Here is a 13,562-nt window from a genome sequence, read left to right on the forward strand (position 1 = left end):
CCACCGCGACCTACAGCCCTAACGCGGGTCGCCGAGCAGCGTGCCCGTCGGCTCGGCGTTGACGGTGGTCTGCCGCTCGGGCTCGACGGCCAGCGCCGCCCGGGCCCGCAGCCAGCCGCGCAGGGCGAGCGAGCCGCCGACGATGAGGACCGTCAGGCGCAGACCCCAGAGCACCCCGGGGGTGACGTCGAAGGGGGCGAGCACGACGGGCAGGTTGAGCAGCACGAGCAGCGTGCCCACCACCCCGCCGAGTGCGGCGGGGTTCATCCGGGAGACGAGCCACGCCGCGATCGGCGCGGCGATGCACCCGCCGACCAGCAGCGCGAGCACGGCGGCGAGGTTGGCCACCAGGTCGTCCCAGAGGCCGACGACAAAGCCGGCGACGGCCGCGGTGGTCACGAGGAACTCGGCGGTGTTGACGGTGCCGACGACCCGGCGCGGCTCGGTCTTGCCGAGGGTCAGCAGCGTGGAGGTGGTCACCGGACCCCAGCCCCCGCCGCCGGTGGCGTCGATGAAGCCGCCGAAGGCGCCGAGCGTGCCGAGGAAGCCCGTGGAGTGCCCGCGCCCGGAGTAGTCGCGCCGCACGCGCCCCCGGGAGAACCGCCAGACCAGGTTGACTCCGATGGCCGTCAGCACGGTCGCGGTGATCGGCCGGGCGGCCTCGGTGTCCAGGTTGGAGAGCACCGTCGCGCCGAGGAAGGCGCCGACCGCCCCGGGCACCGCCAGGCGCAGCACGACGCGCCAGTCGACGTTGCCGAAGCGCCAGTGGCTCACGCCGCTGACCAGGGTGGTGCCCATCTCCGCGGTGTGCACCACGGCGCTGGCCTGGGCCGGACCGAGGCCGGCGAGGGCGATGAGGATCGTCGTCGAGGTGGCGCCGAAGCCCATGCCCAGGCCCCCGTCGACGAGTTGCGCCGCCAGCCCGGCGAGGGCGATGAGGATGAGGGTGGTCATGGTCGGATCTCCTTCAGGGAGTCATGCGTAGATGAGCGCCGAGCGGAAGCGGTCGGCGACGACGTCGGCGAGCCGGGTGGCCAGCGGGCCGGATCGGGTGACGGTCACCCCGGTGGCGTCCTGCACGCGCGGAAGCGCCCGCACGAGACGGTCGAGCAGGAGGCCCGAGGTGACGAAGAGGGGCACGAGGTGCAGCCCGCGCGGGCCGGCCGCGGCGGCCAGTTCGGCGAGGCGTTCGGCCGGGTCGGGGCCGTTGGTGGCGGTGACCAGGGAGGCGTTGCGCCCGGTCAGCGCGCCGAGCTCGGCGGCGAGCCCCCGGACTTGAGCGTTGGCGTCGGCGTGCGAGGACCCGACCGAGTAGAGGGCCAGGTCGGCGCCTGCCGGCGCCTCGGAATTGACGACGTCGCGCAGCACCCCCGCGGTCTCGGACCCGAACCCGAGGCCGTGGGTGGCGCGGGCCTGAAGGCCCGCGTCGCGGGCCGCGGCGACGGCGGCGGGGACGTCGACGTTGGCGTGGTGGGCCGCGCTGAACAGCAGGGGCACGACGACGGCGGGGGTGCCGGCGGGCAGGACGCGGGCGACCTCGGGCAGCGAGGGGGTGGCCAGCTCGAGGAAGGCGGAGACCCCGGTGGTGGCGCAGCGCGCGGCGGCCGCGGAGGTCAGCGCGCGGCTGCCCCGGGCGGCGCCGGGGCGGCGCGAGCCGTGCGAGAGCGTGATCAGCAGCGGTTCCACGGTCTCACCCCAGCCTGGTCCCGACGAGTCCGGCGGCCAGCGTGTCACCGTCGGCCTGGTCGACGACGAGGAAGGATCCGACCGCGCCGCGGGCGGCGTAGTCCTCGACGGGCAACGCCTCGGCGACGTCGACGGTGACGTGCGCGATGTCGTTGAGCCCGACGGTGAGGTCGGCGCCCTCGGCGACGGGCGCGGCGTCGTCAATCGAGACGATGCTGTCGACGGAGGTGATCCGGCCGCGGGTGAGCCGGGTGCCGTAGCGGATCTTCACGCGCTTGCCGCGGGTGAGCTCCTTGTCGCTCAAGCCCACGACGGTCGCGGCGAAGCGGCGGGTGGCCTCCGGGCGCCCGGCGCCGGCGATGAGGTCGCCGCGCACGATGTCGATCTCGCGGTCGAGGCGGAGCACGACGGAGTCGCCGGCGGTGGCGGACTCGACCTCGCCGTCCGGGGTGTCGATGTGGGCGACGACGGCCTCGCGGCCCTCGGGCAGCGTGACGGTGTCGCCGACGTGCACGGTGCCGGCCTTCACGCGGCCGGCGTAGCCGCGGTAGTCGGAGGCGTGCTCGCGGATGACGTACTGGACCGGGAAGCGGAAGTCCAGGTCGTTGGCGCGGCCGCGGGCGACCTCGACGCCCTCGAGGATCTCGAGGACGGTCGGGCCGGTGTACCAGTCCATGTTCGCCCCGCGCTCGACGACGTTGTCGCCGAGCAGGGCGGAGATGGGCACGACCTTGAGGTCGTCGATGCCGAGGTCGTCGGCGACGGCGCGGGCGTCGGACTCGATGTCGCGGAAGACCCGCTCGTCGAAGTCGACGAGGTCGATCTTGTTGACGGCGAGCACGACGGTGCGCACGCCGAGCAGCGCGGCGACGGTCAGGTGGCGGCGGGTCTGCTCGACCACGCCGTGGCGAGCGTCGATGAGCAGCACGACGACCTGGCTGGTGGACACACCGGTGACCGTGTTGCGCGTGTACTGCACGTGGCCCGGGGTGTCGGCGAGGATGAAGGTGCGCCGGTCGGTGGCGAAGTAGCGGTAGGCGACGTCGATGGTGATGCCCTGCTCGCGCTCGGCGCGCAAGCCGTCGACGAGCAGCGAGAGGTCGAGGCCGTCGAAGCCGCGGTCGGCGCTGGTGCGCTCGACGCTGGCGAGCTGGTCGGCGAGCACCGAGCGGGTGTCGTGCAGGAGGCGGCCGACGAAGGTCGACTTGCCGTCGTCGACGGAGCCGGCGGTGCACAGGCGCAGGGTCTCGCGGTCGGCCAGGGCGTCGCTGGCGTGCGCGGGGGCGGTGGCGGTCGTCATCAGAAGTAGCCTTCCTTCTTGCGGTCTTCCATGGCCGACTCGCTGAGCCGGTCGTCCGCGCGGGTCGCGCCGCGCTCGGTGAGGGTGGAGGTGGCGATCTCGGCGAGGATCTCGTCGACGGTGGCCGCCTCGGAGAGCACCGCGCCGGTGCAGGACATGTCGCCGACGGTGCGGTAGCGCACCCGGCGGGTGACCAGCTCCTCGCCCTCGCGGGGCCCGCCCCACCCGCCGGGGGTCAGCCACATGCCGTCGCGCTCGAAGACCTCGCGGTCGTGGGCGAAGTAGATCTCCGGCAGGTCGATGTCGCGCGCGCCCAGGTACTCCCAGACGTCCGACTCGGTCCAGTTGGAGATCGGGAAGACGCGGATGTTCTCGCCCGGCAGGTGCCCGCCGTTGTAGAGGTCCCACAGCTCGGGGCGCTGGCGGCGCGGGTCCCAGCCGCCGAAGGAGTCGCGCACGGAGAAGACGCGCTCCTTGGCGCGCGCCCGCTCCTCGTCGCGCCGGGCGCCGCCCAGCACGGCGTCGTAACCCTGCTCCTCGATCGTCTCGACGAGCGGGACCGTCTGCAGGGGGTTACGGGTGCCGTCGGGGCGCTCGACGAGGTCGCCGCGGTCGATCCAGTCCTGGACGCGGGCGACGCGCAGGCGCACGCCGGTGCGCTCGACGAGCTCGTCGCGGAAGCGCAGGACCTCCGGGAAGTTGTGGCCGGTGTCGACGTGCAGCAGCTCGAAGGGGACGGCCGCCGGGGCGAAGGCGCGGCGGGCCAGCTCGAAGACGGTCACGGAGTCCTTGCCGCCGGAGAACAGCAGCGCGGTCCGGTCGAACTGTCCGGCGACCTCGCGCAGGATGTGGATCGACTCGTCCTCGAGTTCCTTCAGGTGCGGGGAGAGCGGGGAGATGGTGGTGGTCGTCATGAGTGCAGTCCGCATTCTGTCTTGGTGGAGTTGGCCCAGCGCCCGGCGCGCGGGTCCTGGCCCTCGGCGACGGGCAGGGTGCAGGTGGCGCAGCCGATGGACGGGTAGCCCTGGTGCGTCAGCGGGTTCTCCACGAGGTGGTTGGCGTCGATGAACTCCTGGGTCTCCTCGAGCGTCCAGGTGATGATCGGGGAGATCTTCAGCCGACCGGTGTGGTCGAGCGAGAGGGCCGGCGCGTGCGCGCGGGTCGGACCGTCGGCGCGGCGCAGGCCGGTGACCCAGCCGACGTAGCCGGAGAGCTGCCGGGCCAGCGGCTCGACCTTGCGCATCCGGCAGCAGGCCGTCGGGTTCGAGCGGTAGAGGTCCGGGCCGTAGGTCGCGTCCTGCTCGGCGCGGGTGAGGATCGGCCGGGCGGTGACCAGGGGCAGCTCGTAGCGCTCGTCGACCGCGCGGGCCGTGTCCAGGGTCTCCGCGAAGTGGTAGCCGGTGTCCAGGAAGAGCAGGTCCGCCTCGGGCAGGTGCCGGGCGGCGAGCTCCGCGAGCACCGTGTTCTCCATGGACATCGTCACCGCGATCGCGCCCGGGGCGTGCTCGTGGGCCCACTCCATGATCTCGTCGGCGGGGGCGTCGTGGAGGCGGTCGGCCCACTCGTCGACCAGCCGCTCGTTGGCGGCGGCCGTCTCGGGGCTCAGCGGCTCGGTCTCGCGGGGTCCCTCGGGCGACACCTCGGGGTCGCGGTAGTGCGCGCCGCCGGAGTCGTTGCCCAGCAGGTTCACGCTCGTCACGGTGGCCTCCTTTCTCTCGTTCTCTCGGGTCGGGGTGTGCTGGTCAGTGTGTCAGTGTTCGGGGGTGCCCGCAGCGCCGCCGAGGACGGGGTCCCCCGCGTGCCGGCGCAGGGAGTCGGCCAGCGCGGCGGAGGTGGAGCGCGCCGGCGCGGGCCGCTGCGGCGGGTCGTCCTGGCCGAAGTAGCGGACCTCGAAGACGCGGGTGCAGTCGGAGCACTTCCAGGCGAAGTCGCTCTCCTCGGCCGGGAAGAGCTGCTCGCCGGCGCACCACGGGCAGTACAGCGGGTGGTTGCGGTTCGGGTTCGGCTCGCGGCGCAGGCTCACTTGATGTCCTCCTCGTCGGCGCGCACGACCCACTCGCGGAACTGCTCGCCCTCGTGGCGCTGCTCCTTGAACCGGCCGACGACGCGGGTGACGTAGTCGGCGAGCTCGTCGGCGATGACCTTGTGGCCCTTGAGCTTGCGGCCGAAGTTCGGGTCGAGGTTCATCGAGCCGCCGAGGTGGACCTGGAAGCCCTCGACGCGGTTGCCGTCGGCGTCGGTGACGGTCTGGCCCTTGAGCCCGATGTCGGAGACCTGCGTGCGGGCGCAGGAGTTCGGGCAGCCGTTGAGCGAGATCTTCAGCGGCACGTCGAGGTCGCCGAGGCGCTCCTCGAGCTCGTCGACGAGCTCGATGGCGCGGGCCTTCGTGGTCACGTGGGCGAGCTTGCAGAACTCCAGGCCGGTGCAGGAGATGATGCCGCGGCGGAACTCGGAGGGGTGGGCGTAGAGGCCGACCTCGTCGAGGGCCGCCGAGAGCTTGGTCAGGTCCTCGCGCTCGACGTCGAGGAAGAGCAGCTCCTTCTCCGGGGTGGTGCGGATGCGGGTGACGCCGAAGCGCTCGGCGACCTCCGCGATCCGGATCAGCTGCTCGCCACTGGTGTGGCCGACGGTGGGCTTGACGCCCAGGTAGAACTTGCCGTCCTTCTGCGGGTAGGCGCCGATGTGGTCGCGGTAGCCGGGGTGGGTGCCCACGTCGGGGCCGTCGATGAGCTTGCGGTGCAGGTACTCGTCCTCTAGGACCTGGCGGAACTTCTCGATGCCCCACTGGGCGACGAGGAACTTCAGGCGGGCGCGGTTGCGCAGGCGGCGGAAGCCGTAGTCGCGGAAGATGCCGGCCACGCCGGCCCAGACCTCGGCGACCTCCTCGAGCGGGACCCAGACGCCGAGCGACTTCGAGAGCATCGGGTTGGTCGACAGGCCGCCGCCGACGAAGCAGGCGAAGCCGGGGCCGTGCTCGGGGTGCACGGAGGCGACGAAGGAGATGTCCTGGATCTCGTGCGTGACGTCCTGGCGGGCGTGACCGGAGATGGCGGTCTTGAACTTGCGCGGCAGGTTGTCGAAGTCACCGCTGTGCAGGTACTTCTCCTGGATCTCGCGGATGGCGGGGGTGCCGTCGATGATCTCCTCGGCGGCCACGCCGGCCACCGGCGAGCCGAGGATGACGCGCGGGACGTCGCCGCAGCCCATCATCGTCGACAGGCCGACGCTCTCGAGCTTCTCCCAGATCGCCGGGACGTTCTCGATCTCGATCCAGTGCAGCTGGATGTTCTGCCGGTCGGTGAAGTCGGCGGTCGAGCGGGCGTAGTCGCGCGAGATCTCGCCGACGGCGCGCAGCTTCTCCGGGCTGGCCAGGCCGCCGTCGAAGCGCACGCGCATCATGAAGTAGCGGTCCTGCAGCTCGGAGTTCTCGAGCTTGCTCGTGTACTCGCCGCCGAGGTCCTGGCGGCGCTGGGTGTAGATGCCGAGCCACTTGAAGCGCGGGGCGATGTCCTCCGGGGCGATCGAGTCGAAGCCCTGCTTGGAGTAGACGTCGATGACGCGCCGGCGCACGGCGAAGGCCGGGTCGGCCTGCTTGATCCGCTCGTCGTCGTTGAGCGGCTCGCGGCCGTCGATCTTCCACTGGCCCTCGGGCTTCTTCTTGCGCGGGGTGCGCTTGCGCTCTCGGACCTTGGTGGTGGTGGGTGCCATGGGTGCCGCTCCTCGGGGTGCGGAGACGTGTTCAGTGGGATGCGACACACCCTAGAAATACCGCTCGGTCTATTCAACCGTGAACCACATGGTCTATCGTTTCTTATACGCTCTGCGCAGGCATTTTAGGAGACACTAACACCGTGAATGAAACAGCTCACAGATGCGTTCTGAATGAAAACACGCCGTTTTTCCGCCCCGGGTGCTAAATTTTTAGACAACCCAGTCTAGGAAAGGACCCCACGATGACCGACGTCGCAGTACCCCGCGTCGCGGTCGTCGGTGCCGGACCGGCCGGCATCGTCGCCGCGGACAGGATCGCCCGAGCCCTGCCGCCGCTGTGTGTGGACCTCATCGACGCCCGCCCCGCCCCCGCCGGCCTGCTGCGCTGGTTCCGCACCGACCGCGTGCGCCTGCTGGGCAACGTCACCGTGGGCCGCGACGTCACCGCCGCCGAGTTGGCCTCGATTTACGACGCCGTGCTGAGCACCGTCCCCGGTGTCTCCGGCACCCACGCCGACACCGCCGCGCTCCTGGACGCGCTCGGGCGCGTGGAGCCGGCGGGCGCCGGCGACCTGGCCGCCCTGCTCGACGAGCGCGGGCTGGCCCACACCACCTGGACCGCCGGGCCGGGCGAGGCCGTCGGCGGGCTCGCGGAGTGGCGCGAGCTCACGCGCCGCGCCACCGGCGTGCCCGTCTGCGTCTAGGGCGGAGCCGCCCCGCGTCTAGTCCCTGCGGGTCGCCTCGTCGAGCAGGTAGAGCACGTGCTCGAAGTCGCGGCCCGTGACCTGCTCCATGCCCACCTCGCAGGTGCGGTTGGCCGAGACGTAGGCGTCGACGGCCATGTCCGCCTCCGCCGACTCGAGGCCGGCCCGCTCGTCGCGGGTGGCCGCCTCGAGCAGCTCGGGGTGCAGCAGGCCGCGGTCGCCGGCCGCGCCGCAGCACGCCGCGCCGTGCGGGACGAACGCGTCCGTGGCCGCGAAGCGCGCGACGTCGACAAGCTCGTCGGCCAGCCCCATGTGCTGCAGCGAGCAGTTCGGGTGCACGGCCACGCGCCCGGCGCGGTGGGTGACCTCGAGGGCGGGCACGAGCTCGTCGTGCGCCCACTCGACGGCGTCGAGCACGCGGACCTCACCGAACTGCTCGGCGAGCTCGCCGTCGAGCTGGCCGGGGATCTCGTCGAGGATGTTGTGCGTGCAACTGGCGGCGTCGACGACGACGGGCAGGCGGCCGTGGTCCGACCAGCGGATCAGGTCGCGGGCGAGCTGCTCGGACATGTACTTCTTCGCGGGCTTGTAGCCCTTGGAGGAGAACGGCGTCGCGCAGCAGGAGCCGGCGACGTCGTCGGGGATGACCACGGGGCGCCCGGCGCGCGCGGAGAGGTCCACCAGCGTCTGGGCCAGTGACTTCTCCCCGTTGGAGCGGCCGAACATGCGGTTGATGCAGGCCGGGAAGTAGACGGCGGCCGCGCCCTGGGACTCGGTGTCGGGCAGGCTCGCGTCGGCGGCGGGCGGCAGGCCGTTCTCCGCCGAGGGCATCAGGTCGGTGGCCACGACCTTGCGGGCCAGCGAGGTGATGCCGGAGACGAGCGCGGTGCCGGCCGGCTTGCCGAGCACCCGGGTGACGATGTCGGCGGCGCCGAGCCCGGTGCGGGCGGCGGCCTCGACGGTCTCCCAGCGCTTGGCCAGCGCCAGGGCGATGCGGTCGGCGGTCTCGGTGGCCTCGAGCGCGCGGAACTGCTTCATCATCGCGCCGGTGTCGATGGAGATCGGGCAGGCGATCGCGCAGGTGCCGTCGGCGGCGCACATGTCGACGGCGTCGTAGCCGTAGTCGGCGTGCAGCGCGTCGAGGACCGGGGAACCCTCGGGCTGGCGGGCCATCTCGCGGCGCAGGGCGATGCGCTGGCGCGGGGTGACGGTGACGTGGCGCGAGGGACAGATCGACTCGCAGAAGCCGCACTCGATGCAGGCGTTGGCCACCTCCTCGATGCGCGGGTAGCTCTTGAAGTCGCGCATGGCGATCTCGTCGTCGAGGCTGAGCTTGGTGCCCGGGTTGAGCACGCCGTGCGGGTCGAGCAGCTTCTTGACCCGCCAGAACAGCTCGTAGATGTGGTCGCCCCACTCGCGGCGCACGAACGGCGCCATGTTGCGGCCGGTGCCGTGCTCGGCCTTCATCGAGCCGTCGTACTTGTCCAGGATCAGCTCGGAGAAGGCCTGCATGAAGCGGGCGTACTCGTCGCGGGCAGCCTCGTCCTCGAAGTTGGGGGTGAGGAAGAAGTGCAGGTTGCCGTAGGCGGCGTGGCCCATGACCATCGGCGGGTAGCCGAAGGAGGTCAAGAGGTCCATCAGGTCCTTCGACGCGGCGCCGACCTCGGCCGGCGGGCAGCAGGCGTCCTCGGTGAGCAGCGCGGAGCCGTCGGGGCGCGTCGTCGAGAAGAGCGGCATGAGCCCGCTGCGAATCTCCCAGGCCTGGTCCATGGAGACCTTGTCGTACATGAACTCCAGCGGGCTGGTCAGCTCCGCGTCGGCGAGCACCTCGCGCACCGCGGCGATCTTCTCCTCGAGCTCCTCCTCGTCGCGGCCGGCGACCTCGACGAGCAGCGCGGAGTCGTCGTCGGAGAGGTCGGCCCAGGACTCTTCGGCGCCGGCGAAGTTGCCGACGGACTCGCGCAGCACCGGGGAGACGAGCAGCTCGCAGGCGGCGGCGCCGGCCTTGACGATGTCCGCGACGTAGCCGGCGGCCAGGTCGAGGCGCGGCAGCATCACCCAGGTCACGGCGCGCCTGGTGGGCAGCTCGAGGGTGCGCAGGCGCGCCTCGTCGATGCAGCCGAGGATGCCCTCGGAGCCGACCATGAGGCGGCCGAGGATCTTGACGGGCAGGTCCTCGTCGAGGAAGGCGTCCAGGCGCAGGCCGTTGGTGTTGCGGATGGAGAACTTGCGGCGCAGGCGGGCCACGAGCTTCTCGTCGGCGCGGATCTCGTCGCGCAGGGCGGCCAGGCCGGCGTGGATCTCCGGCTCGGCGGCGGCCAGCTTCGCGTCCGCGTCCGGCTCGCCGGTGTCGACGACGGTGCCGGAGGCGAGCACGAGGCGCACGGACTCGAGGCTGTGGTAGCTGTCCTGCTCCGGCGGGCAGCGCATGCCGCCGGAGTTGTTGGAGAGGATGCCGCCGATGGTGGCCACGGACTCGCTGGCCGGGTCCGGGGCGAAGCGGCGCCCGGAGCGGGCGAGGACGGCCTGCACGTTGCGCAGGACCTCGCCGGGGCGCACGCGCAGCACCGTGCCCTCGAGGACCATGCCGCGGAAGTGGTGGCGCATGTCCACGAGGATCTCGTCGGTCTGCACCTGGCCGTTGAGCGAGGAGCCGCCGCCGCGGAAGGTGAGGTGGCGGCCGGTGCCGCGCGTGTAGTTGATCAGCTTGACCAGGTCGTCGGTGGTCTCCGGGGTGACCACCACCTGGGGCAGGATGCGGTAGGGCGAGGCGTCGGTGGCGTAGCGGACCAGGTCGATCGCCCGGTGGAGGACCTTGTCCTCGCCCAGCAGGCGGATCAGGTCGCCCTTGAGGGGCTCGGGCGTGCCGGCGGCCATGTGGTCGGGCACGCGGTCGGGGAACTCGGTCCTGCCGTCCAGCTGGCGGACGTCGGGGCGCGCGATGCGGTGGGGGTTCTTCGCGGCGATGGGGCTCATATGACGAGGGTAGAATCGCGGGGGTGGCCGCGCGTAGTGTGCTGAGGCTCGCCTATCCGCAAGATGGGGGTGGCGCGGGGGTGCGGGTCGGGCGACCGCGGCGGTGCGGACGGGACGCCGGCGACGATGGCGCGGATCAGGGTTTTCCCCGATGACCGGTGGCGCGGCGCCCGGTAGGATCGGTGACGTGACCCCGCAGAACTCCAGGACCCCGGAGGTCCGGCTCTCCGACGCCGACCGCTCGGCCGCCATGTCCGCGCTCGGCCGCGCGATGGCCGAGGGGCGTCTGGACCTGACCGAATACGACTCCCGCTGCCAGGCGGCCGCCGCCGCGCAGGTGCGCCGCGAACTCGACGTGCTCTTCACCGACCTGCCGCGCAGCGTCTTCCGCGCCGGCGACGCCGGCGAGGCCGTCTACTCCGCGAGCGAGATCGCCGCCGCCCGCAAGCGCGGCCGGCATCCCCGGGCCGCGGCGCTGATGCTCAGCGCCGTCGCCGCGATCAGCGGCACGGTCGTCGGCGCCGCCGTCCCCGGTGTGGCCGGCGCGACGATCCTCGGGGTCGCGCTCGCGCTGGTGCCCGTGGTCTTCATCCTGCTCTACGTGGCCAAGGTCGGCCCGGACTCCTGGTACGCCCCCTCACCGGCACAGCTGGAACGGGAGCGCCTGCGCGAGATCTACTCCGCCGAGCGGCTGCGCACCGCGGAGAAGCGTGCCGAGCAGCGCCGCAGGCGCGAGGAGCTGACGGACCAGGCGATGGGGATCGCCCAGAACTTCCTCGGCAGCCGGGGGCAGCAGTAGGAGGAGCCGGTGACCGGCGCGGCGGGGGTGGAGCCGGCGGTCGGCGGCGCGGGGGGGAAAGAGCCGGTGGTCGACGGCGCGGGGGTGGAGCCGGGGGAAGAACCGGAGGAAGAACCGGAGGAAGAAGCAGATCAGCCGAAAGAACGATGTTGGATTCAGGGTCTTCTCGACCCCCGTTTTTGCGTCTAAGGTAAGCCTCATCTACCAACGGATGGACCGGAAGGATCCGAGATGACCAGCACGACCCTGCGCTCACTTGCGAGCGACCTGCGCACGAGCACCACCGAGGCACACTCCGACGCCGAGAACGCCGGTTTCATGGGCGCCCTCGTCGGCGGCACCCTGCCCGTGGCCGCGCTGGCCGACTACACCGCGCAGCTGCAGCGCGTCTACACCGCGCTCGAGAAGGCCGTACGCACGGTCGCCGCCCGCGACTCGCGGCTGACCAGCCTGGCGGACCCCCGGCTGGAACGCCACGCCGCGATCGCCGCGGATATGACCGCGATGGCCGGGGTGAACTGGCGCAGCGAGCTGCCGGAGGGCGCGGCCACCCGGGCCTACGTCGCCCACCTCGAGGAGCTGGCCGCGGCCGGCGACGCGGCGCGCCTCGTCGCCCACCACTACGTGCGCTACCTCGGCGACATGTCCGGCGGGCAGATCATCGCCCGCAAGATGCACCAGGCCTACGGCCTGGGCGCCGAGGCGACGACCTTCTACGACTTCTCCGCGGTGGGCAAGATCAAGCCCTACCGCGACGGCTACCGCGAGCGCCTCGACCGCCTCGATCTCGACGACCGCGAGTACCGGGCGGCGGTCAAGGAGGCCTCGCTGGCCTTCGCGCTCAACCACGCGGTCTTCGCCGAGCTCGGCGAACGCCACCTGGTTCACAGCGCCCGGGCCTGATGCCCCACTCCTGATGCCCCACCCCTGACGGCCCTACCCTGATTCCGCCACGGCGCGCACCGACCACCGCAAGAAATGCTGCGACCGGCTCCCGCGCGGGCGTCGTCACGTGGCACGATAGGTCCCGTGAGTACCAAGAAGCAGAAGAACACGTCCGCCGAGACCGCCGAGAGCGCGCAGCCCGCACAGGCCGCGAAGCCCGCCCGGCGGCGTCGGCCGCGGCGCGAGTTCGACCAGTCGGAGAAGCTCAAGGACGTCCTCTACGAGATCCGCGGGCCGATCGCCGCCGAGGCCGAGCGGCTCGAGCAGGAGGGTCACCGCATCCTCAAGCTCAACACCGGTAACCCGGCGCTCTTCGGCTTCGAGGCCCCGGACGTCATCGTGCGCGACATGATCGCCGCGCTGCCGACCTCGCAGGGCTACTCCAACTCCAAGGGCATCATCCCGGCGCGCCGCGCCATCGTGACCCGCTACGAGCTCATCGACGGCTTCCCGCACTTCGACGTCGACGACGTCTTCCTGGGCAACGGCGTCTCCGAGCTGATCACCATGGTCACCCAGGCGCTGCTCAACGACGGCGACGAGGTACTGATCCCGATGCCGGACTACCCGCTGTGGACCGCGGCGACCACGCTGGCCGGCGGCAAGGCCGTCCACTACCTCTGCGACGAGGAGGACGACTGGAACCCCTCCATCGAGGACATCCGCGCCAAGGTCAACGAGAAGACCAAGGCCATCGTGGTGATCAACCCGAACAACCCGACCGGCGCGGTCTACTCGAAGGAGGTCCTGGAGAAGATCGTCCAGGTCGCCCGCGAGTACGACCTGCTCATCCTCGCCGACGAGATCTACGACCGCATCCTCTACGACGACGCGCAGCACGTCTCGATCGCCACGCTGGCCCCGGACCTTCTGACCATCACGTTCAACGGCCTGTCCAAGGCCTACCGCGTGGCCGGCTACCGCTCCGGCTGGATGGTGCTCACCGGCCCGAAGGACCACGCGGGCGGCTTCATCGAGGGCCTCGAGCTGCTCGCCGGCACCCGCCTGTGCCCGAACGTGCCGGCCCAGCACGCCATCCAGGTCGCCCTCGGCGGGCGCCAGTCCATCTACGACCTGACCAGCGAGATGGGTCGCCTGACCCGCCAGCGCGACGTGACCTACGAGAAGCTCAACGCGATCCCGGGCGTCAGCTGCGTCAAGCCGCGCGGCGCGCTCTACGCCTTCCCGAAGCTGGACCTCGAGGTCTACGACATCCACGACGACACCCAGCTGATGCTGGACCTGCTGCGCCGCGAGAAGATCCTGCTGGTCCAGGGCACCGGCTTCAACTGGCCGACGCCGGACCACTTCCGCGTGGTCATGCTGCCGTGGGTCTCCGAGCTCGACGCCGCCATCGAGCGGCTGGGCAACTTCCTGGCGAGCTACAAGCAGTAGCGGCGGGGCGGGCACCCGAGGCCCACGACGGCTGCGCGGCGGCGCG

General features: G+C 71.8%; 12 protein-coding genes. 4 read left to right on the top strand and 8 right to left on the bottom strand.

Features of this window, described 5'->3' with window-relative positions; translation table 11 throughout:
- Nucleotides 1-18 precede the first annotated feature (18 nt).
- Genes CFRA_RS10545 through CFRA_RS10575 form a run of 7 tightly spaced genes read right to left on the bottom strand, consistent with a single transcriptional unit; the run spans nt 19 to nt 6,694 of the window.
- Nucleotides 19-954 (bottom strand): sulfite exporter TauE/SafE family protein, encoded by a 936-nt coding sequence (locus tag CFRA_RS10545; RefSeq protein ID WP_075664620.1) that lies wholly within the window; start codon nt 952-954, stop codon nt 19-21.
- A 21-nt stretch (nt 955-975) separates the two neighbouring features.
- A complete protein-coding gene (locus tag CFRA_RS10550; RefSeq protein ID WP_075664621.1) occupies nt 976-1,686 on the bottom strand; it encodes a sirohydrochlorin chelatase in 711 nt (236 codons plus the stop codon).
- Nucleotides 1,687-1,690: 4 nt separating this feature from the next.
- On the bottom strand, nt 1,691-2,986 hold the full coding sequence (locus tag CFRA_RS10555; protein WP_075664622.1) for a sulfate adenylyltransferase subunit 1: 1,296 nt from the start codon (nt 2,984-2,986) through the stop codon (nt 1,691-1,693).
- Nucleotides 2,986-3,900: a sulfate adenylyltransferase subunit CysD gene (cysD, locus tag CFRA_RS10560; RefSeq protein WP_075664623.1), complete on the bottom strand. Its 915-nt coding sequence runs from the start codon at nt 3,898-3,900 to the stop codon at nt 2,986-2,988. The genes CFRA_RS10555 and cysD overlap by 1 nt, the downstream gene beginning before the upstream one ends.
- Entirely contained in the window at nt 3,897-4,685 is a 789-nt protein-coding gene (locus CFRA_RS10565; RefSeq protein WP_075664624.1) for a phosphoadenylyl-sulfate reductase, read from the bottom strand. The genes cysD and CFRA_RS10565 overlap by 4 nt, the downstream gene beginning before the upstream one ends.
- 51 nt (nt 4,686-4,736) lie before the next feature.
- Nucleotides 4,737-5,009, bottom strand: coding sequence for a hypothetical protein (locus tag CFRA_RS10570; protein ID WP_075664625.1), 273 nt, complete (start codon nt 5,007-5,009; stop codon nt 4,737-4,739).
- On the bottom strand, nt 5,006-6,694 hold the full coding sequence (locus CFRA_RS10575; protein WP_075664626.1) for a nitrite/sulfite reductase: 1,689 nt from the start codon (nt 6,692-6,694) through the stop codon (nt 5,006-5,008). Before CFRA_RS10575 ends, CFRA_RS10570 begins: the two co-directional genes overlap by 4 nt.
- Before the next feature lie 245 nt (nt 6,695-6,939).
- On the opposite strand from CFRA_RS10575, the gene CFRA_RS10580 reads away from it, so the two are divergent.
- Entirely contained in the window at nt 6,940-7,401 is a 462-nt protein-coding gene (locus CFRA_RS10580; RefSeq protein ID WP_075664627.1) for an NAD(P)-binding protein, read from the top strand.
- Nucleotides 7,402-7,419: 18 nt separating this feature from the next.
- Here the strand turns inward: CFRA_RS10580 and CFRA_RS10585 are convergent, their stop codons facing one another.
- Nucleotides 7,420-10,377, bottom strand: coding sequence for an FAD-binding and (Fe-S)-binding domain-containing protein (locus tag CFRA_RS10585; protein WP_075664628.1), 2,958 nt, complete (start codon nt 10,375-10,377; stop codon nt 7,420-7,422).
- Nucleotides 10,378-10,564: 187 nt separating this feature from the next.
- Here CFRA_RS10585 and CFRA_RS10590 point away from each other — a divergent pair, with 187 nt between their 5' ends.
- The 3 genes from CFRA_RS10590 to CFRA_RS10600 all read left to right on the top strand — a co-directional run bounded on the left by CFRA_RS10590 (nt 10,565) and on the right by CFRA_RS10600 (nt 13,516).
- The gene (locus tag CFRA_RS10590; protein ID WP_075664629.1) at nt 10,565-11,176 is read left to right on the top strand and encodes a DUF1707 SHOCT-like domain-containing protein; all 612 of its coding nucleotides are present in this window, start codon (nt 10,565-10,567) and stop codon (nt 11,174-11,176) included.
- Nucleotides 11,177-11,407: 231 nt separating this feature from the next.
- Nucleotides 11,408-12,079, top strand: a complete 672-nt coding sequence (locus CFRA_RS10595; protein ID WP_075664630.1) for a biliverdin-producing heme oxygenase — start codon at nt 11,408-11,410, stop codon at nt 12,077-12,079.
- Between the two features lie 126 nt (nt 12,080-12,205).
- Nucleotides 12,206-13,516 (top strand): pyridoxal phosphate-dependent aminotransferase, encoded by a 1,311-nt coding sequence (locus tag CFRA_RS10600; protein WP_075664631.1) that lies wholly within the window; start codon nt 12,206-12,208, stop codon nt 13,514-13,516.
- Nucleotides 13,517-13,562: the final 46 nt, after the last annotated feature.

It is taken from the genome of Corynebacterium frankenforstense DSM 45800 (assembly GCF_001941485.1).
GTDB classification, from domain to species: domain Bacteria; phylum Actinomycetota; class Actinomycetes; order Mycobacteriales; family Mycobacteriaceae; genus Corynebacterium; species Corynebacterium frankenforstense.